The 18954-nt window shown below is 60.2% G+C and carries 15 protein-coding genes; 10 read left to right on the top strand and 5 right to left on the bottom strand.

Annotated elements, in window-relative coordinates; all coding sequences use genetic code 11:
• Positions 1–18 precede the first annotated feature (18 nt).
• Entirely contained in the window at positions 19–360 is a 342-nt protein-coding gene (locus ACLD1X_RS10190) for an aspartate-semialdehyde dehydrogenase (RefSeq protein ID WP_429367242.1), read from the bottom strand.
• A 217-nt stretch (positions 361–577) separates the two neighbouring features.
• Between ACLD1X_RS10190 and rapA the strand changes: the two genes are divergently transcribed.
• A complete protein-coding gene (gene rapA / locus ACLD1X_RS10185) occupies positions 578–3424 on the top strand; it encodes an RNA polymerase-associated protein RapA (protein ID WP_429367240.1) in 2847 nt (948 codons plus the stop codon).
• Between the two features lie 168 nt (positions 3425–3592).
• On the opposite strand, the gene ACLD1X_RS10180 is transcribed toward rapA, so the two are convergent.
• Positions 3593–4942 (bottom strand): spinster family MFS transporter, encoded by a 1350-nt coding sequence (locus tag ACLD1X_RS10180; RefSeq protein WP_429367238.1) that lies wholly within the window; start codon positions 4940–4942, stop codon positions 3593–3595.
• A 267-nt stretch (positions 4943–5209) separates the two neighbouring features.
• On the opposite strand from ACLD1X_RS10180, the gene ACLD1X_RS10175 reads away from it, so the two are divergent.
• Both ACLD1X_RS10175 and ACLD1X_RS10170 read left to right on the top strand, forming a co-directional pair.
• Positions 5210–5575, top strand: a complete 366-nt coding sequence (locus ACLD1X_RS10175) for a YkgJ family cysteine cluster protein (RefSeq protein ID WP_429367236.1) — start codon at positions 5210–5212, stop codon at positions 5573–5575.
• Positions 5576–5722: 147 nt separating this feature from the next.
• Positions 5723–7939: a putative bifunctional diguanylate cyclase/phosphodiesterase gene (locus ACLD1X_RS10170; protein ID WP_429367234.1), complete on the top strand. Its 2217-nt coding sequence runs from the start codon at positions 5723–5725 to the stop codon at positions 7937–7939.
• Here the strand turns inward: ACLD1X_RS10170 and ACLD1X_RS10165 are convergent.
• A complete protein-coding gene (locus ACLD1X_RS10165; RefSeq protein ID WP_429367232.1) occupies positions 7896–8792 on the bottom strand; it encodes an NAD(P)-dependent oxidoreductase in 897 nt (298 codons plus the stop codon). The two genes, ACLD1X_RS10170 and ACLD1X_RS10165, sit on opposite strands and share 44 nt — an antisense overlap.
• A gap of 196 nt (positions 8793–8988) precedes the next feature.
• On the opposite strand from ACLD1X_RS10165, the gene ACLD1X_RS10160 reads away from it, so the two are divergent.
• Positions 8989–11187: a hypothetical protein gene (locus ACLD1X_RS10160; RefSeq protein ID WP_429367230.1), complete on the top strand. Its 2199-nt coding sequence runs from the start codon at positions 8989–8991 to the stop codon at positions 11185–11187.
• A 283-nt stretch (positions 11188–11470) separates the two neighbouring features.
• Here ACLD1X_RS10160 and ACLD1X_RS10155 read toward each other — a convergent pair whose 3' ends face one another.
• Positions 11471–11776 carry a DUF2288 domain-containing protein gene (locus tag ACLD1X_RS10155; RefSeq protein ID WP_429367228.1) on the bottom strand — a complete coding sequence of 102 codons (306 nt, stop codon included), beginning with the start codon at positions 11774–11776 and terminating at the stop codon, positions 11471–11473.
• A 350-nt stretch (positions 11777–12126) separates the two neighbouring features.
• On the opposite strand from ACLD1X_RS10155, the gene ACLD1X_RS10150 reads away from it, so the two are divergent.
• The 5 genes from ACLD1X_RS10150 (at position 12127) to ACLD1X_RS10130 (ending at position 17129) form a co-directional block, all read left to right on the top strand.
• The gene (locus ACLD1X_RS10150; protein ID WP_429367226.1) at positions 12127–13254 is read left to right on the top strand and encodes a branched-chain amino acid ABC transporter substrate-binding protein; all 1128 of its coding nucleotides are present in this window, start codon (positions 12127–12129) and stop codon (positions 13252–13254) included.
• A gap of 232 nt (positions 13255–13486) precedes the next feature.
• Positions 13487–14410, top strand: coding sequence for a high-affinity branched-chain amino acid ABC transporter permease LivH (gene livH, locus ACLD1X_RS10145; protein ID WP_429367224.1), 924 nt, complete (start codon positions 13487–13489; stop codon positions 14408–14410).
• Entirely contained in the window at positions 14407–15663 is a 1257-nt protein-coding gene (locus ACLD1X_RS10140; protein WP_429367222.1) for a high-affinity branched-chain amino acid ABC transporter permease LivM, read from the top strand. The genes livH and ACLD1X_RS10140 overlap by 4 nt, the downstream gene beginning before the upstream one ends.
• The gene (gene livG, locus ACLD1X_RS10135) at positions 15660–16427 is read left to right on the top strand and encodes a high-affinity branched-chain amino acid ABC transporter ATP-binding protein LivG (protein WP_429367220.1); all 768 of its coding nucleotides are present in this window, start codon (positions 15660–15662) and stop codon (positions 16425–16427) included. The genes ACLD1X_RS10140 and livG overlap by 4 nt, the downstream gene beginning before the upstream one ends.
• Entirely contained in the window at positions 16428–17129 is a 702-nt protein-coding gene (locus ACLD1X_RS10130; RefSeq protein ID WP_429367218.1) for an ABC transporter ATP-binding protein, read from the top strand.
• Between the two features lie 200 nt (positions 17130–17329).
• Here the strand turns inward: ACLD1X_RS10130 and ACLD1X_RS10125 are convergent, their stop codons facing one another.
• Positions 17330–18238 (bottom strand): LysR family transcriptional regulator, encoded by a 909-nt coding sequence (locus ACLD1X_RS10125; protein WP_057400812.1) that lies wholly within the window; start codon positions 18236–18238, stop codon positions 17330–17332.
• A 107-nt stretch (positions 18239–18345) separates the two neighbouring features.
• Here ACLD1X_RS10125 and ACLD1X_RS10120 point away from each other — a divergent pair, with 107 nt between their 5' ends.
• Complete coding sequence (locus ACLD1X_RS10120; RefSeq protein ID WP_429367215.1) at positions 18346–18945, top strand: short chain dehydrogenase; 600 nt, start codon at positions 18346–18348, stop codon at positions 18943–18945.
• The last annotated feature ends 9 nt before the right edge of the window (positions 18946–18954 follow it).

Genomic DNA, 18954 nt, shown 5'->3' with positions numbered 1-18954 from the left:
GCGCTGACCAGCTTGCGCTCAAATCTCGATATCGACCCACAGTCCCTGCCGCGGCTGATCGTCCATCAACGGCGCCACCGGTACGGTGTTGTCGGCATTGAGTTCATCGCCGGGAATCGCCAGGTGAGCCTCGGGGTCATGATCGGCTTCACGACGACGCCGTTCCTGCTCCTGCCTGCGGCGCTGCTCCTCGCGCAGCACCAGGCCGTCCTCTTCAGGATTGCGCTTTTGCAGGTCAATCGTGCTTTCACTGGAGCTTTCCTGCACCGGCACCACCGGCGGAATATCCGGGCGCTGGCGGATCGGGTCGGTCTGTGAAGTGATCGGCACGGCACTCAGGGGGAGCATCGGTGGCAGCATGGTTTTCGGTCTCCTGTCAGCAGGCTGTCGGCTGCGGGGATGGCGACTTGAGCCATCGGTCGCAAACTGTGACCCAATTGGCACTCATTGGCGCACCGGGCGGCGCGTCATGCATACGTGGGCTAACGTATGACTGTGAGTTTTTCTGAGAGTCCTTTGGCCCTGAAGCCCTCATTCCGTTAAGATAGCCCGCTTTTTCAGGTGGGAGTCAGGCAGCATGGCGCAGCAGTATCAACCGGGGCAACGCTGGATCAGTGACAGCGAAGCCGAGCTGGGTTTAGGCACCGTTCTGGCACAGGACGGCCGCTTGTTGACCGTGCTCTACCCGGCCACTGGCGACACTCGCCAGTACGCGCTACGGAATGCGCCTCTGACCCGCGTGCGGTTTTCGCCGGGTGACACCATCACGCACTTCGAAGGCTGGAAACTGATCGTCCGCGAAGTCGACGACATTGATGGCCTGCTGGTTTACCACGGCCTCAACGGGCAGAACGACGTGGTCACCCTGCCGGAAACCCAGCTGTCGAACTTCATCCAGTTCCGCCTGGCCAGCGACCGTCTGTTCGCCGGCCAGATCGACCCGCTGGCCTGGTTCTCCCTGCGTTATCACACCCTGGAACATACCAGCCGCCAGTTGCAGTCCTCCCTTTGGGGCCTGGGCGGCGTGCGTGCACAACCGATCGCGCATCAGTTGCACATTGCCCGTGAAGTCGCCGACCGTATCGCGCCACGGGTTCTGCTCGCCGACGAAGTGGGCCTGGGCAAGACCATCGAAGCCGGCCTGGTGATCCATCGCCAATTGCTCTCGGGCCGCGCCAGCCGTGTGCTGATCCTGGTTCCGGAGAACCTGCAACACCAGTGGCTGGTAGAGATGCGCCGCCGCTTCAATCTGCAGGTGGCGCTGTTCGACGAAGAGCGCTTCATCGAAAGCGATGCCAGCAACCCGTTCGAAGACACCCAGCTCGCACTGGTCGCCCTTGAGTGGCTGGTGGACGACGAGAAAGCCCAGGACGCGCTGTTCGCGGCAGGCTGGGACTTGCTGGTGGTCGACGAGGCTCACCACCTGGTGTGGCATGAAGATCAGGTCAGCCCTGAATACTCGCTGGTCGAGCAACTCGCCGAAACCATTCCCGGCGTACTGCTGTTGACCGCCACCCCGGAACAACTGGGCCAGGACAGCCACTTCGCGCGTCTGCGCCTGCTTGACCCGAACCGCTTCCACGACCTGCAGGCCTTCCGCGCCGAGAGCGAAAACTATCGCCCGGTGGCTGAAGCCGTCCAGGAGCTGCTGGACAAGGGACGCCTTTCGCCGCAAGCCCACAAGACCATCCACGGTTTCCTCGGCAACGAAGGCGAAGCCCTGCTGGCCGCGGTCAACGATGGCGACACCGAAGCCAGCGCCCGCCTCGTGCGCGAATTGCTCGACCGTCACGGCACCGGCCGCGTGCTGTTCCGTAACACCCGCGCCGCCGTGCAGGGTTTCCCGGAACGCAAGCTGCACCCGTACCCGCTGCCATGCCCGGACGAATACCTCGAACTGCCGCTGGGCGATCATGCCGAGTTGTACCCGGAAGTCAGCTTCCAGGCCCAACCGGATGCCAGCGAAGAAGAACGCTGGTGGAAATTCGACCCGCGCGTCGAGTGGCTGATCGATCAACTGAAGATGCTCAAGCGCACCAAAGTGCTGGTGATCTGCGCCCACGCCGAAACCGCCATGGACCTGGAAGACGCCCTGCGCGTGCGCTCCGGCATTCCGGCCACGGTGTTCCACGAAGGCATGAACATCCTCGAGCGCGACCGCGCCGCCGCCTACTTCGCCGACGAAGAGTTTGGCGCACAAGTGCTGATCTGCTCGGAAATCGGCAGTGAAGGCCGCAACTTCCAGTTCTCCCATCACCTGGTGCTGTTCGACCTGCCGTCCCACCCGGACCTGCTGGAACAGCGTATCGGTCGACTGGACCGGATCGGCCAGAAACACGTCATCGAACTGCACGTGCCGTACCTGGAAACCAGCCCGCAAGAGCGCCTGTTCCAGTGGTACCACGAAGCGCTGAACGCCTTCCTCAACACCTGCCCGACCGGCAATGCCTTGCAGCACCAGTTCGGCCCGCGCCTGCTGCCGCTGCTCGAAGAAGCCGACGATGTCGAATGGCAAGCGCTGATCGACGAAGCCCGCACCGAGCGTGAGCGCCTGGAAGCCGAGTTGCACACCGGCCGTGACCGCTTGCTGGAGCTGAACTCCGGTGGCGCGGGCGAAGGCGACGCACTGGTGGAAGATATCCTTGAGCAGGACGATCAATTCGCGCTGCCGATCTACATGGAAACCCTGTTTGACGCCTTTGGCATCGACAGCGAAGACCACTCGGAAAACGCGCTGATCCTCAAGCCGAGCGAAAAAATGCTCGACGCCAGCTTCCCGCTGGGCGACGACGAAGGCGTGACCATCACTTACGACCGTAACCAGGCGCTGTCTCGCGAAGACATGCAGTTCATCACCTGGGAGCACCCGATGGTTCAGGGCGGCATGGATCTGGTGCTGTCCGGCTCCATGGGCAACACCGCCGTGGCGCTGATCAAGAACAAGGCACTCAAGCCGGGCACCGTGTTGCTGGAACTGTTGTATGTCAGCGAAGTGGTCGCCCCGCGCTCGCTGCAACTGGGCCGCTACCTGCCGCCGGCCGCCCTGCGCTGCCTGCTCGATACCAATGGCAACGACCTGTCGGCCCGCGTGTCGTTCGAAACCTTGAACGATCAGCTCGAAAGCGTGCCGCGTGCCAGCGCCAACAAGTTCATCCAGGCCCAGCGCGACCAGCTGACGCCACGGATCAATGCCGGTGAAGCGAAGATCCTGCCTCGCCACACCGAGCGTGTCGCCGAGGCGCAGCGTCGCCTGGCTGCCGATACCGAAGAAGAACTGGCGCGCCTGACCGCGTTGCAAGCGGTCAACCCGACCGTGCGCGACAGTGAACTGGCAGCCCTGCGCAAACAACGCGAGCAAGGCCTGGCCATGCTCGACAAGGCTGCGCTGCGACTGGAAGCGATCCGGGTGCTGGTGGCGGGTTAAGTCCCCTGCCCGATCCGCAAATAAAAAGGCCCGCAGCGATGCGGGCCTTTTTTTTCTATCTGGTTTTTGCAGGGATGCGGCTGGACTCTTCGCGAGCAGGCTCGCTCCCACGGGGATCTCATTTGCACCGAAGAACCAATGTGGGAGCGAGCCCGCTCGCGAAAGCGATCATGCAGTGGCTATAGCCTCCACGGGCTCAACCAGCGCCACCAACCCCTCTTTCATCCGCTTGGCATCGCGCACAAAACACCGCGACGCCAGGAACAGAAACACCACGGTGAAAAACAGCGCCACCGGAATCAGGTACATCGCATCGTGCAGGCCGACTGCCTTGAAGGCCTCGGTCATCTGTTCGGCCCCGGCCGAAAGCATGGCCGTGTGCGCGAAGTGATCGGACAAGGCCCCGACCACCACCGGGCCCAGGCCACCACCCAACAGGTACAACCCGGCAAAGAACAACGCCATGGCCGTCGCCCGCAGACGCGGCTCCACCACATCCTGAATCGCCGTGTACACACAGGTGTAGAAGTTGTAGGCGAACAGCCAGCCGACGCTGAAGACGGCGACAAACACGCCGATCTCAATGCGCCCGGAGTGCAGCGCCCACGCGGTGCAGACCGTCGAAATCACCAGGCTGAAGGCCGCAAACAACAGCCGCCCGTTGGCAATCCTCTGGTGAATCTTGTCCGCGATCCAGCCACCCAGGGTCAGGCCGAACAACCCGGTCACACCGACAATGACCCCGGTGGCGACCGCGGCCTCCTGCAACGGCATGAGGAAATAGCGCTGCAGCATCGGCACCAGGAACGAGTTGCAGGCATAGGTGGCGAAGTTGAAACACAGGCCTGCCATCACCAGCCACAGGAAGGTCGGCACGGCCAGTACCCGACGGATCGGTCGATCGATCTTTTCCTGCGACACCTGAACACTCTCGGCAGCGCCGCGTTTCGGTTCCTTGATGAAAAACATGAAGATCGCGAGGATCAGCCCGGGCACCGCGGCGATAAAGAACGGCGCGCGCCAGCTATCGAAGGCCTTGACCATCGCGCCGATGGTGAAGAACGCCAGCAACAGCCCCAATGGCAGCCCGAGCATGAAGATGCCCATGGCCCGCGCCCGGCGGTGTGCCGGAAACAAGTCGCCGATCAGCGAATTGGCGGCAGGCGCGTAACTGGCTTCGCCTATGCCGATGCCCATGCGCACGATCAGGAAGCTCCAGAAGCTGCCCACCATACCGTTGACGGCGGTCAACCCGCTCCACACCGCCAGCCCCCAGCCCATCAGCCTGCTGCGCGAGCCGGTGTCGGCCATCCGCCCCAACGGCAAGCCGGCAATGGCGTAGACGATGGTGAACGCCGTACCGATGATCCCCAACTGGAAATCACTGAGGTGCCATTCCATGCGAATGGGCTCGATGATGATGGCCGGGATGGTGCGGTCAAAAAAATTGAACAGGTTGGCCAGGAACAACAGGAACAGGATGCGCCAGGCATTGGCCGCTTGGGTCGAGTTCTGCATGGGTCCGTCTCTTTTATTGTTTTTGGGGCGTCACTGCCCCCGGACTTTGCAATCTAGACAGGCCGGCTACACCTGTCTTTCATTATTCGCCAGGCTGATACCAACCCATGGGACGCGACTTGTAGGAGCTTTCGCAGGATGGGTATTTCGCAGCCCGTCAGGCTGATGAAAAATACCTTTCACCCCCCCTTCCCAAGCCGTTGGCGAAGCCTAGAATAGCGGCCTCGTTCCCCCCTGTGTCTCCACTCCTCCTTACGATAATCGCCCATGTCCGAAGCCAGTCCGTGTCTGAATTGCGGTGCCTGCTGTTCCCATTTTCGCGTGTCATTTTTCTGGGGTGAATGCGTTTCTTCCGGGGGGACAGTGCCCGATGAGCTTGTCGAGCAGATCAGCCCCAGTCGGGTCGCAATGATCGGCACCGACCGCAAACCCGTGCGCTGTACCAGCCTGACAGGAGTCGTTGGCAGCACTGTGCAGTGTTCGATTTACGAAAAGCGCTCGAGCACCTGCCGGGAGTTCGAAGCTTCCTGGGTCGACGGCCTGGCCAATCCCGATTGCGACGCAGCCCGTGCCGCATTCGGCTTGCCGGCCCTGCAACCCGCATTCGAGACGCCTCAGAAGCAAATCGCCTGAGTTTTAGCACCAATCGCTATTAGGCTGATGTCAAAATATTTGGCACCAATGTGCCACTACCGCTTGCGCTCCATCCATGCCCTCTATACTCCAAGTCATTCGCTGGCGCTCCTTGCGCCCGCCTGAGGGACAACGATGGGGCATGCTATGGAGTGGCTTGGTTTGCATTTCATTACCGAGCTACCAGAGAGCGGGCAGGTCATACTCAATTGCACACATGACCCTTTTCTGGTGCTGCTGGCGTATCTGGTCGCCTGTGTCGGCTGTTTCGCGACACTGGACATGGCCGAACGAGTCGCTCACGCGGAAAAATCAGCCTCCCAGACGCGCTGGCGCTGGGTGGGCAGCGGATGCCTGGCCGGCGCGATCTGGGCCATGCACTTCGTCGGGATGCTGGCATTCCGGGCGCCTGTCGATCTTTACTACCAACTGCCTGTCACGGTGTTCTCGCTGACCATCGCGCTGCTCGCCGCGTGGCTGGCAATGCATACCCTCAGCCTCCCTGATTTGAGTTTGCAACAGTGCCTCAAGGCATCGATCGGCATTGGCCTGGGGATCGCGACCATGCATTACGTGGGCATGACGGCCATGCACTCCAGTGCCACGGTCTATTACCATCCGGGTCTGTTTGCCCTTTCCATCGCGATCGCGATCGGTGCCGCGCTGGCAGCCTTGTTGCTGGCATGGTATCTGCGCGACGGTGCCGGCGTGCTGCATCAACTCTTCAAATACTGCGCCAGCCTGTTGCTCGGGGCGGGCATCCTCAGCATGCACCTCACCGCCATGGCCGCCTTCAACCTGGTACTGCCCAACGGCAGCCTGCCAGCGCAAACCGGCGAACAAAGCCATCTGCAACTGGCGCTGACCGTGACGGTCATGACCCTGCTGATCATCGGCAGCAGCATCAGTGCGGCACTGGCGGACAAGAAACTGCAACACAAGGACCACGACCTGCAGCGGGTCAACTCCCTGCTCAGCCAACTCGACCAGGCGCGCATGTCGCTGCAACAGGTGGCGCACTACGATGCGCTGACCAACCTGATCAACCGCCGCGGGTTCAACCAGATCTTCGCCGAAAAACTCATCGAGAAAACCAACGAGGGCGGGATGCTGGCGGTCCTGTTCCTGGACATCGACCATTTCAAGCGGATCAACGACAGCCTTGGCCACGATGCCGGTGACGAACTGCTCAAAGTGCTTGCCGCGCACATCAAGAGCTCGATTCGCAGCCACGAGGATGTGGTCGCGCGCTTCGGTGGCGACGAGTTCTGCCTGCTCATAGACCTGCATGACCGTGACGAAGCGCGACAGCTGGCCCAACGCATCATGCTGAAAATGAAAGAACCCATCGAGCTGGCCGGGCGGCGCATGGTCATGACCACCAGCATCGGCATCAGCCTGTTTCCGGAAGACGGCAAGACATGTGAAGAACTGCTCAAGAACGCCGACCTGGCGCTGTATCAGTCCAAGGGCAGCGGTCGTAACGGCCTGAACTTTTTCAGCGCCAACCTGAAAACCCGCGCCACGCTGGAGCTGCAACTGGAAGAAGAGTTGCGCCACGCCCTGCGTGAAGACACCGGCCTGATGCTCTATTACCAGCCGATCTATGACCTCAAGACCGGTCAGGTCAGCAAGCTCGAAGCCTTGATCCGCTGGCAACACCCGGTCCACGGTTTCCTCGCGCCGGATCGCTTCATCGCCATCGCCGAGGCCAACGGCCTGATCGCCGAGCTGGACAACTGGGTGCTGCGCAAGGCCTGCGAGGATCTTGGCGAATTGTCACGCCAGGGCTGTGAAGACCTCAAGATCGCCGTGAATTGCTCGCCCCTTAACCTGGCGCGCGAAGAACTGGCCGATGAAATCGAGTACGCATTGCGCAGCGCCGGTGTGGAGCCCCACCGGCTGGAACTGGAAGTCACGGAAAACGCCTTGATGGGCAATATCGCCAACACCCTGGTGTTGCTGCGACAGATACGCGCCCTCGGCGTGTCGCTTTCGATCGATGACTTCGGTACCGGCTATTCATCCCTGGCCTACCTCAAGCGCTTGCCCCTCAACACGCTGAAAATCGACCGCTCGTTCATCCAGGACATCCCCAAGGCCACCCAGGACATGGAAATTGTCCAGGCGATCATCGTCATGGCCCATACCCTGCACCTGCAAGTGGTCACCGAAGGGGTCGAAACCTTCGAGCAATACCAGTTCCTGGAAAACCACGGCTGTGACTTCGTCCAGGGTTATTTGCTCAGTCGGCCGGTGCCACTGGCCGACCTGCTTGCGGTGCTGAACGAAATCAACCAGCGCAAACACACCTACTCCGTCACGTCGCTGTGTCTGGCTCACGGTACATCTGCACTAATGTAGAGGGGTCCTTTTCAAGGAAACCCTGACTCCCATGCAAGCGCATCAACTGCGCGGCCAGGCCGCTTATCGGTGTTGCCGAACCTTGCTCACGGGAAAACTTCACCGCCGTATCCAGATCCTTGAGCAATGTGCGCACGTGCCACTTGACCGGCTCGAAACGATTTTCAGCCATCTGCGGGGCCAGGATCTGCAAGGGTTTCGAATCGGCAAAACCGCCGGCCAGCGCTTCGGCAATCAGGCTTGCATCGACCCCGGAACGCTCGGCCAGCGCGACCACTTCGGCAATCACCAAGGCATTGCAGGCGACGATCATCTGATTGCACGCCTTGGTCACCTGCCCTGCCCCGACACCGCCCATGTGCGTCACGCGCTGCCCCAGGCTCAGCAGAACGGGGCGCACCCGCTCCAGATCCCGTGACTCGCCGCCCACCATGATCGCCAGGCTTCCAGCCTCGGCACCGACCACGCCACCGGACACCGGCGTATCGAGCCAGCCCATGCCGGTTCTGCCGGCGAGCTCTGCGGCCATTTCCCGCGTGGCGTTGGGTTCCAGGCTGGAAAAATCCACCAGCAGCTGGCCCTTTTTTGCCCCCTCGACAATACCTGTCGGACCAAACACCACCTCGCGCACGACCGACGTATCCGCCAGGCACAACATCACCACGTCGGCGTGCCGGCACAGTTCGGCCGGGCTGGCGACCTGGCGCGCACCTGCCTCCACCAGCGGCCGGCACTTGTCCGGATTGCGATTCCATACCGCCAGCGGATACCCCGCAGCGAGCAGGCGCCGGCACATCGGCAGCCCCATCAGGCCGATGCCGGCAAACCCCAGCGAAGGTTGCATTGACATCATTTAGCCTCCTTTTGATTAAAGATCGTCAGATATTGGCCGATCCATCATGACTTAGGAAAGGATTCACTCCGAGTAATGCTCGGGCTAAAGACCAAGGCATGGTCCAAGTACGCGCTGAAAAAAGACGCGATTCTATTCCGTGACGGTTCGACGACAGTGAGTCGGACAACCAATCAGCCCAGGTAGATGGCGAACAATGACTTCTAAAAACAACCCGGCCACTGCGGTAACCGATCTGACGTTGAGCCCCGCGGCCAACAGCCCGTCATCACCGAAGCCATTGATTCAATCCCGCCCGTTGGCGACCCAGCAGTATCTGTACTTCACCGAAACCAACACCGACCGCATCCTCGACAACCTCGACGGCCTGCGCGACATGGTGTTCCCGCGCCCACCGCGCCTGGAAGGCGACGGCGAACAGCACAACGACCAGGAATTCCCGTCGGTGTGCCTGATCGGTCTGGGCCGTTGCGGCTCGAACATCGCGCTGGACGTGGCGGAGCTGGTGTACAACGCCCGCAAGTTCTACCTCAACGAATTCAACAACGAAGATCGCCTGTCGCCGGACAAGCGTTTTGCCGAAAAGGGCTACAGCCCGGCCCAGTGGATCCGCAACAACCTGCGCCTGGGCCCGAACAAAAACACCAAGCCGGTGTTTCTGGTCGAGCCGCTGGTGATGCTCGGCGACCTGGACAAGGACATCGCCGGACGCATCCGCTTCTCGCGCAAGGGCGAAAAGAGCGGCTTCCTGCGCGACTACAGCAAGATGAAGATCATGGACTTGTCGGAAGTCCACGCCGGTGGCGCCGGTAACGCGCCGATCCTCGGCCAGTACCTGGCCAAGATCATCCTGAACAAGGACACCCAGCGTTTCTCCAGCCCTGACTGGAAAATGATTCACTCCTACCTGATCGACAGCTGCGGCATCAAGGCCAACCAGTCGCGCCTGTATTTTTCGATCTTCAGTGCCGGCGGCGGTACCGGCTCGGGCATGGCCTCGGAGTTCGGCCTGGCCCAGCAGCACTCGTACATGAACAAGACGTTCGACACCAAACCGATGGACGAGCACGACAGCAAGAGCGGGCACTCCTTCGTTTTCGAACCGATCTTCACCAGTGGCATCTGTGTACTGCCGAACATTTCCGATCACCGCAGTGAAATGTCCGAGGCGCTGCACATCAACGCCGGTCGCCTGCTGTGCAAGTACCTGTCGGAAGAGTGGGACTTCTCCTACAACTTCGCCAACGAAGACAGCAGCGAAGCCAGCGTCATGGGCCGCATCCGCCCATGGAACGCGATGATGCTGATTTCCAACGACATCATGCGCTACGCCGAAGAGAACGATGACGGCAACATCCAGAACATTGATGTCAATGCCATGGAAAAGCATGCCAACCAATACATCTCGCAGCAGATCTTCAACATTCTGACGGCCCAGGCGGTCACCACCGACTACGACCAGAACTATTTCCGTCGTGCCGGCATCGACATCGGCGAAACCATCCGCCTGGACGCCAACGACCTGTTCATGAGCCTGGCCGGCCCGGTGGCGATCGCCTATGCCGAGTCCGTAGTGCCGGAAACCCCGCCGCCGAGCAGCGACAAATTCAAGGTGTTCGAGAAAGAGCCGCAGCGCCTGAACATCGACGACCTGTTCTTCCGTTCGATCGACCTGCCGCACTTCAACAAGGTCACCCAGGCCATCGAAGGCATCAGCCTGTTGCCGATCGAGTCCAAGCGCTATCGCGCGTCGCTGGAGCAGTACAAGAACTCGGGTTACGACGCGGCGGCCCTGCATGACCTGCACTTCTTCAAGAATTGCTCGTCGGTGGTGTCGATCGTTTCCCTGCCGAAGGACTACAAGCTGTCCTACATGGATTTGAACCGGTTGAAGACACACCTCAACAGCCTGTTCCCCAACACCACGCTCAAGCGCTATGCGCTGGTGATCGGTGCCTCGGCCAACCTGTCGCTGACCACCCTGATCGCCAAGAGCCCATGCCTGTCGGACGACTTCCTGACGCTGATCGTGGCCTTCATCAAGCGCTGTTTCGCGAAAAACCCGTACCGCTTCGACGAGACCCTGGACAACTCGATCCTGGACTTCATCATCAACGAACATTTCGATGAAGACCGCATCGACGACTTGCTCAACGAATTCGAGAACCCGGCGAAGATCCTCGATACCAACTGGTACGCGATCAAGCCGATGTACGAGAAGAAGTACCGTGAGCTGATCAACGACAAGGAAAAATTCGTCTCGATCAACGACATCCGCCTGTCCCGCGATTGCGTGAAGAAATCGATCAAGTACCTGCGCGAGATCTATCGTCACCGCATCGGCAAGACCAAGGTCATTTCGTTGAATAACCATACGGGCAAGACGGCTTACTAAGCGTCGCCTCCATTCGCGAGCAAGCCCGCTCCCACTTTCGACTGCATTCCTTCTGGAGGAACACGGTTAAATGTGGGAGCGGGCTTGCTCGCGATGGCGTCCTCAAAAACAACACACATCAACATCCAGAAACAATTGAGCAACCGTTCAGTTGCCCTCCCAACTGTTCCCGTTACGTTTACGTCACCGTGAGGCTGTGGCCTTTCTCTACGGCAACATGCCATCACGCTACTCGGCTACACACTTTCCCTCTGAAAGGAGCGCACCAATCAGGTGCAACCTTTTAAGCCTGCGCCCTTTCCTGGATCAGAATCCACGGCGAAACAACCACGGCCCACAACTGCGGATCTCGTTCAAAAAGATCCAGCGCCCGCGTTTCAGACAGCTTGGCGAGTTTGTCAGCGGCCAGCCAGGCGGCCACTTTCTCGCCTTCATCCTGGGCCACGGCTTCGGCGGCAGCGATCAAATCCAGGCCAGGGTCGACCCACAATAGGGCACCCTTGGCGAAGAACGGCTCCAGCTCTTTCCAGGTAATAGATGCGGTTTCACCAAGCAGCTTGGCATAGAGGGTGCTAGGTTCTTTGTTCATGGGACTGTCCGGAAAAGAAATCGACGCGAATGATAACGTCGGTGGTCTGGCAGAAAAACCCGGATGTAATCGAGTGACCGAAATGAAAAGCGCAGGAAAGCCAGGGAATGCACTGAATCAGGCTATAAGCCTCTCAACACCCCGCCGCAATTCTGTATCTTTCTTTCAATAAAGCGACACTTGCAGGTTTTGTCCCCCGGCGCCGCCTTCCCAGGCCGACAATCGGCGCTCTACACTGTACCGGTACAGTTGCCGAGGGACTTTTCCGGGGAATGTCGCAGATATCTGACCCGGTTCTGCTGCTTTCGGCGCCAGGACTATAAAAACTACAACAGTAAGAGTGGAGCACTATGACTAAGGCTACTAAGCAGATTTCCAAACTGTTTGCCGCTATGGTTCTGGCCGGGGTTGCCAGCCATTCGTTCGCAGCTGACACCATCAAGATCGGCATCGCCGGCCCTAAAACCGGCCCTGTAGCCCAATACGGCGACATGCAGTTCAGTGGCGCCAAAATGGCCATCGAACAGATCAACGCCAAGGGCGGCGTAGACGGCAAGAAACTCGAAGCCGTTGAATACGATGACGCCTGTGATCCGAAACAAGCTGTTGCGGTTGCGAACAAAGTCGTCAACGACGGCGTCAAGTTCGTGGTCGGCCACCTGTGCTCCAGCTCCACTCAACCGGCTTCGGACATCTACGAAGACGAAGGCGTGATCATGATCACCCCGGCTGCCACCAGCCCGGACATCACCAACCGTGGTTACAAAATGGTGTTCCGCACCATCGGTCTGGACAGCGCCCAGGGCCCTGCCGCCGGTAACTACATTGCCGATCACGTAAAACCGAAAATCGTTGCTGTCCTGCACGACAAACAGCAATACGGTGAAGGCATCGCCACCGCCGTGAAGAAAACCCTCGAAGGCAAAGGCGTGAAGGTTGCCGTGTTCGAAGGCATCAACGCCGGCGACAAAGACTTCTCGTCGATGATCTCCAAGCTCAAGCAAGCCAACGTCGACTTCGTCTACTACGGCGGCTACCACCCGGAGCTGGGCCTGATCCTGCGTCAATCCCAGGAAAAAGGCCTGAAAGCCAAGTTCATGGGTCCGGAAGGCGTGGGTAACGACTCCATTTCGCAGATCGCCAAGGACGCTTCCGAAGGCCTGCTGGTGACCCTGCCGAAGTCCTTCGACCAGGATCCGGCCAACCAGAAGCTGGCTGAAGACTTCAAGGCCAAGAAAGAAGACCCGAGCGGTCCGTTCGTGTTCCCGGCCTACTCGGCTGTGGAAGTCATTGCCGGTGGTATCACTGCCGCCAAGAGCGAAGACGCTGCCAAAGTGGCTGAAGCCATCCACGCCGGCACCTTCAAGACCCCGACCGGCGACCTGAGCTTCGACGCCAAGGGCGACCTGAAAGACTTCAAGTTCGTGGTTTACGAGTGGCACTTCGGCAAACCGAAAACTGAAGCTTCGCCTCAGTAAGGCGCTGCCTGACTGACTGCCAACAAAGCCCACGGCGTGCCGTGGGCTTTGTTTTACGAACGTTTTGGGCCGCGCTGGCGTGATCCGCCAGCCTCCCCACCTGAAAATCTCAAAACCGTCATCAGCGGTTCGCTGGCAAACCCCGGATTCGAGGTGGATGCAGATCCACGGGGCCCGGGCGGGAAAATGACTCCACCAGTGAAATGCGTATCAGGTTTTTAGGAGCGCTGTAATGCCTGACATCTATCACTTTTTCCAACAGCTGGTTAATGGCATGACCATTGGCAGCACGTATGCCCTGATCGCCATCGGCTATACGATGGTTTACGGCATCATTGGAATGATCAACTTCGCCCACGGCGAGGTGTACATGATCGGCTCCTATGTGGCGTTCATCGCCATTGCCGGGCTGGCCATGCTGGGACTCGACAGCGTTCCGCTGTTGATGACCGCTGCTTTCCTTGCAACCATCGTCGTCACCAGTGCCTACGGCTACAGCATCGAACGGATCGCCTATCGCCCCCTGCGCGGCAGCAACCGTCTGATCCCGCTGATTTCCGCCATCGGCATGTCGATCTTCCTGCAGAACACGGTTCTGCTGGCGCAAGACTCCAAGGACAAATCCATCCCCAACCTGATTCCGGGCAACTTCTCCATCGGGCCAGGTGGCGCACACGAAGTGCTGATCTCCTACATGCAAATCGTGGTGTTCGTGGTGACTTTGATCGCCATGCTCGGCCTGACCCTGTTCATCTCCCGCTCCCGCCTGGGCCGCGCCTGCCGCGCCTGCGCCGAAGACATCAAGATGGCCAACCTGCTGGGTATCAACACCAACAACATCATCGCCCTGACCTTCGTCATCGGTGCTGCTCTGGCGGCCATCGCGGCCGTGCTGCTGAGCATGCAATACGGCGTGATCAACCCGAACGCCGGTTTCCTCGTCGGCCTCAAGGCCTTCACCGCAGCGGTACTGGGCGGTATCGGCAGCATCCCCGGCGCCATGCTCGGCGGGATCGTGCTGGGGGTAGCGGAAGCCTTTGGTGCCGATATCTTCGGCGACCAGTACAAGGACGTCGTGGCATTCGGTCTATTGGTTCTGGTGCTGTTGTTCCGGCCAACCGGCCTGTTGGGCCGTCCGGAGGTTGAGAAGGTATGACTAGGAATCTTAAACAGGCGCTGTTCAGCGCTTTGCTGGTGTGGGCCGTGGCCTACCCGGTACTCGGTCTGAAGCTGACCATCGTCGGCATCAACCTCGAAGTTCATGGCACCAGCGACACCACCCTGATCACCATCGCGGTGTGCTCGGTGCTGATGTTCCTGCGCGTGCTGTTCGACCGGCAGATCAGTTCGGTCTGGCGTTCTACGCCAGGCATGCCGCTGATTCCGGCCAAGGCCAGCAACTTCCTGACCCTGCCGACCACGCAACGCTGGATCATCATCGCGTTGATCGCCGGTGCCCTGGTCTGGCCGTTCTTTGGCTCTCGCGGTGCAGTGGATATCGCCACGCTGGTGCTGATCTACGTGATGCTCGGCCTTGGCCTGAACATCGTGGTCGGCCTGGCCGGCCTGCTCGACCTCGGTTACGTCGGCTTCTATGCCGTTGGCGCCTACAGCTACGCGCTGCTGTCGCACTACTACGGCCTGAGCTTCTGGATCTGCCTGCCGATTGCCGGCCTGATGGCGGCCACCTTCGGCTTCCTGCTCGGCTTCCCGGTGCTGCGCTTGCGCGGTGACTACCTGGCCATCGTGACCCTGGGCTTCGGTGAAATCATCCGCCTGTTCCTGCGTAACCTCACCGGCCTGACTGGCGGTCCGAACGGCATCAGCAACATCGAGAAACCGACGTTCTTCGGCCTGACCTTCGAGCGCAAGGCGGCTGAAGGCCTGCAGACGTTCCACGAGTACTTCGGCCTGGAATACAACTCGATCAACAAGGTGATCTTCCTCTACCTGGTTGCGTTGTTCCTCGCGCTGTTCGCCCTGTTCGTCATCAACCGCCTGCTGCGCATGCCACTGGGCCGTGCCTGGGAAGCCCTGCGTGAAGACGAAATCGCTTGCCGTGCGCTGGGCCTGAACCCGACGATCATCAAGCTGTCGGCCTTCACCCTGGGTGCCTGCTTCGCCGGTTTCGCCGGCAGCTTCTTCGCCGCGCGCCAGGGCCTGGTGACACCGGAGTCCTTCACCTTCATCGAGTCGGCGACCATCCTCGCCATCGTGGTGCTGGGCGGCATGGGCTCGCAACTGGGTGTCGTACTCGCGGCCACGGTGATGATCCTGTTGCCGGAAATGATGCGTGAGTTCAGTGAATACCGCATGTTGATGTTCGGCGCCTTGATGGTGCTGATGATGATCTGGCGCCCTCAGGGCCTGCTGCCCATGCAACGTCCTCACATGGAGCTGCGCAAATGAGCCGCGAGATCCTGAAAGTAGAAAACCTGAGCATGCGCTTCGGCGGCTTGCTGGCGGTCAACGGCGTGGCCTTGAGCGTGAAGGAGAAACAAGTGGTTGCGCTGATCGGCCCCAACGGCGCCGGCAAGACCACCGTGTTCAACTGCCTGACCGGCTTCTACAAGCCGAGCGGCGGCAGCATCCTGCTGGACGGCGAGCCGATCGAAGGCCTGCCCGGCCACAAGATCGCCCTCAAGGGCGTGGTGCGCACCTTCCAGAACGTGCGGTTGTTCAAGGACATGACAGCGGTCGAGAACCTCCTGATCGCCCAGCACCGTCACCTGAACACCAACTTCCTGGCCGGCCTGTTCAAGACCCCGTCGTTCCGCAAAAGCGAGCGCGAGGCCATGGAATACGCCGAATACTGGCTGGAAAAGGTTCACCTCAAGGAGTTCGCCAACCGCCCGGCCGGCACCTTGGCCTATGGTCAGCAACGTCGCCTGGAAATCGCCCGCTGCATGATGACCCGCCCGCGGATCCTCATGCTCGACGAACCGGCCGCCGGCCTGAACCCGAAGGAAACCGAGGACCTCAAGGCGCTGATCAGCGTGCTGCGTGAAGAGCACAACGTCACCGTGCTGCTGATCGAACACGACATGAAACTGGTCATGAGCATTTCCGACCACATCGTCGTGATCAACCAGGGCACGCCCCTGGCCGACGGCACGCCGGAACAGATCCGCGACAATCCTGAAGTGATCAAAGCCTACCTGGGGGAAGCGTAAATGCTGCAGTTCGAAAACGTTTCCACCTTCTACGGCAAGATCCAGGCCCTGCACAGCGTCAACGTCGAAGTCCGCCAGGGCGAGATCGTGACCCTGATCGGTGCCAACGGTGCCGGCAAGTCCACGCTGCTGATGACGCTTTGCGGTTCGCCGCGCGCCCACAGCGGCAGCATCCGCTACATGGGTGAGGAACTGGTCGGCCAGGAGTCCTCGCAGATCATGCGCAAGAGCATTGCCGTGGTGCCGGAAGGTCGTCGGGTGTTTTCCCGCCTGACCGTGGAAGAAAACCTCTCCATGGGTGGTTTCTTCACCGCCAAGGGCGACTATCAGGAGCAGATGGACAAGGTCCTCGGACTTTTCCCACGCCTGAAAGAACGCTTCAGCCAACGAGGCGGCACCATGTCCGGCGGCGAACAGCAAATGCTCGCCATCGGCCGTGCGCTGATGAGCAAGCCCAAGCTGTTGCTGCTCGACGAACCGTCGCTGGGCCTGGCACCAATCATCATCCAGCAGATCTTCGACATCATCGAACAGCTGCGCAAGGACGGTGTGACCGTGTTCCTGGTCGAGCAGAACGCCAACCAGGCGCTGAAAATCGCTGACCGCGCCTACGTTCTGGAGAACGGCCGGGTGGTGATGCAAGGCACCGGTGAAGCGCTGCTGACCGACCCGAAAGTGCGCGAAGCGTACCTCGGCGGCTAAGCCTTTGCGGTAAACAAAAAACGGCCTTCACGGGCCGTTTTTTTTATGCATGGCAACCTCCCTGACTTCGTAAACCCTCTTCTGTAGGAGCGAGCTTGCTCGCGAAAAACTCGAGGGCGCCGCGTTCATTCAGACAACCCTCGTCATCGTTAACGTCCATCGCGAGCCAGCTCGCTCCTACAGGACGTGCGTGTGAAGATTTACAGCCGATCCAGCACCTCCCCACTGCGCTTGAACCACCCGATCAGGTAATCCGCCAGCACCTGCGTGCGCTTGGGCAGTCCGCCCTGATACGGATGCACCAGGTACATCGGCATGCTGCGGGTCTGATAATCGCGCAGGAGCCATCGCAAACGCCCATCGGCCAGTTCTGTTGGCAAACAGTAGGATGGCAGGCGCGCAATGCCGGCGCCGACCAGTGCGGCTTTCTTCAAGAGGTTGTAGTGGTTGCTGGCGAACGGCCCCGACACCCGCACTCGCAACAACTCGTGCTGCTGGTGATACAGCCATTCTTCGCGGCCGCTGTAATGGCTGTTGAGCAGGCAACGATGCTCGGCCAGCGCCTGGGGTGTTTGCGGTTCACCGTATTGCTCCAGATAAGCCGGACTGGCACAGGTCAGCTCTTGCCACGCCAGCAGCGGGCGCGCCACCAGTCGCTGATCAATGGCCACGTCAGAGCGAATCGCCAGGTCAAAGCCGTCACGGGACAGGTCGCGGTAGCTGTTGTTGAGCTCCAGCTCGATCTGCACCTGAGGGTATTTGGCGGAGAACTCCAGCAACAGGCCATCGAAGAAGGTTTCCCCCAGTGATACCGGCACCGTCATGCGCACCGGGCCGGCCATGTCGTCCTTCAGCCGCGCCAGGGCCTGGCGCGCCCGCTCGACTTGCACCACCAGCGCCTGTGCCTGGGGCAACAACGCGGCACCGGCCGCCGTCAGGCTCAGGCGGCGAGTGGTGCGTTGCAACAGCACCACCGAAAACTGCGCTTCCAACTGGCTGATACGTTTGGACAGCTGGCCTTTGCTGCAACCGAGCTGCTGCGCCGCCAGGGTGAAACTTCCCGCTTCGATCAGTACGGCGAACGCGGCCAGGTCATCCATCTCGCTCATGGATTGTTTCCATTTGAAAACCAAAGGTTGCCTATTAGTGCGCTTATCTGCGAAAAAAACCACCCTAAACTGATACCTCGTTCAACCCACAACGAGGATCGACATCCATGAAAATTCTATTGATCGGCGCAGGCGGCACCATCGGTTCGGCCATCGACAAAGAACTGTCGCCACGCCACGAAATCATTCGCATCGGTCGCACCAGCGGCGACTTCCAGGTGGACATCAGCGACAGCGCCTCGATTCGCAAACTGTTCGCGCAAACCGGCAAATTCGACGCACTGGTGTGCGCCGCCGGCAACGTGACCTTTGCCCCGCTCAATGAGATGACCGAAGAGAGCTTTGCCCTGGGCCTGAAAGACAAACTCATGGGCCAGGTCAACCTGTTGCTGATCGGCCGCGACTTCGCCAACGACGGCGCTTCGTTCACCTTCACCACCGGCGTACTCAGCCACGATCCGATTTACAGCGGTGCCTCGGCGGCGCTGGTCAACGGTGCACTGGACAGCTTCGTCCGGGCCGCCGCCATCGAGTTGCCGCGCGGCCTGCGTGTGAACTCGATCAGCCCCAATGTCCTCGTCGAAGCCATGGGTAAATACGCGCCGTACTTCCGTGGCTTCAAGCCGGTTCCTGCGGTGGATGTGGCATTGGCCTACGCCAAGAGTGTGGAAGGCCTGCAAACAGGTCAGACTTTTCACGTCGGCTGACCGTTCTTA

The sequence above is a fragment of the Pseudomonas sp. 18173 genome (assembly GCF_050432945.1).
GTDB lineage: Bacteria > Pseudomonadota > Gammaproteobacteria > Pseudomonadales > Pseudomonadaceae > Aquipseudomonas.
This window is presented reverse-complemented; position numbering and strand designations above follow the sequence as displayed.

Coding starts and splice junctions, on each gene's coding strand:
- ACLD1X_RS10150 (WP_429367226.1), top strand. CDS start 12,127: ATGACTAAGGCTACTAAGCAGATTTCCAAACTGTTTGCCGCTATGGTT.
- ACLD1X_RS10160 (WP_429367230.1), top strand. CDS start 8,989: ATGACTTCTAAAAACAACCCGGCCACTGCGGTAACCGATCTGACGTTG.
- ACLD1X_RS10170 (WP_429367234.1), top strand. CDS start 5,723: ATGGAGTGGCTTGGTTTGCATTTCATTACCGAGCTACCAGAGAGCGGG.
- ACLD1X_RS10165 (WP_429367232.1), bottom strand. CDS start 8,792: ATGATGTCAATGCAACCTTCGCTGGGGTTTGCCGGCATCGGCCTGATG.
- ACLD1X_RS10120 (WP_429367215.1), top strand. CDS start 18,346: ATGAAAATTCTATTGATCGGCGCAGGCGGCACCATCGGTTCGGCCATC.
- ACLD1X_RS10155 (WP_429367228.1), bottom strand. CDS start 11,776: ATGAACAAAGAACCTAGCACCCTCTATGCCAAGCTGCTTGGTGAAACC.
- ACLD1X_RS10125 (WP_057400812.1), bottom strand. CDS start 18,238: ATGAGCGAGATGGATGACCTGGCCGCGTTCGCCGTACTGATCGAAGCG.
- ACLD1X_RS10180 (WP_429367238.1), bottom strand. CDS start 4,942: ATGCAGAACTCGACCCAAGCGGCCAATGCCTGGCGCATCCTGTTCCTG.
- ACLD1X_RS10190 (WP_429367242.1), bottom strand. CDS start 360: ATGCTGCCACCGATGCTCCCCCTGAGTGCCGTGCCGATCACTTCACAG.
- livG (WP_429367220.1), top strand. CDS start 15,660: ATGAGCCGCGAGATCCTGAAAGTAGAAAACCTGAGCATGCGCTTCGGC.
- ACLD1X_RS10175 (WP_429367236.1), top strand. CDS start 5,210: ATGTCCGAAGCCAGTCCGTGTCTGAATTGCGGTGCCTGCTGTTCCCAT.
- rapA (WP_429367240.1), top strand. CDS start 578: ATGGCGCAGCAGTATCAACCGGGGCAACGCTGGATCAGTGACAGCGAA.
- ACLD1X_RS10130 (WP_429367218.1), top strand. CDS start 16,428: ATGCTGCAGTTCGAAAACGTTTCCACCTTCTACGGCAAGATCCAGGCC.
- ACLD1X_RS10140 (WP_429367222.1), top strand. CDS start 14,407: ATGACTAGGAATCTTAAACAGGCGCTGTTCAGCGCTTTGCTGGTGTGG.
- livH (WP_429367224.1), top strand. CDS start 13,487: ATGCCTGACATCTATCACTTTTTCCAACAGCTGGTTAATGGCATGACC.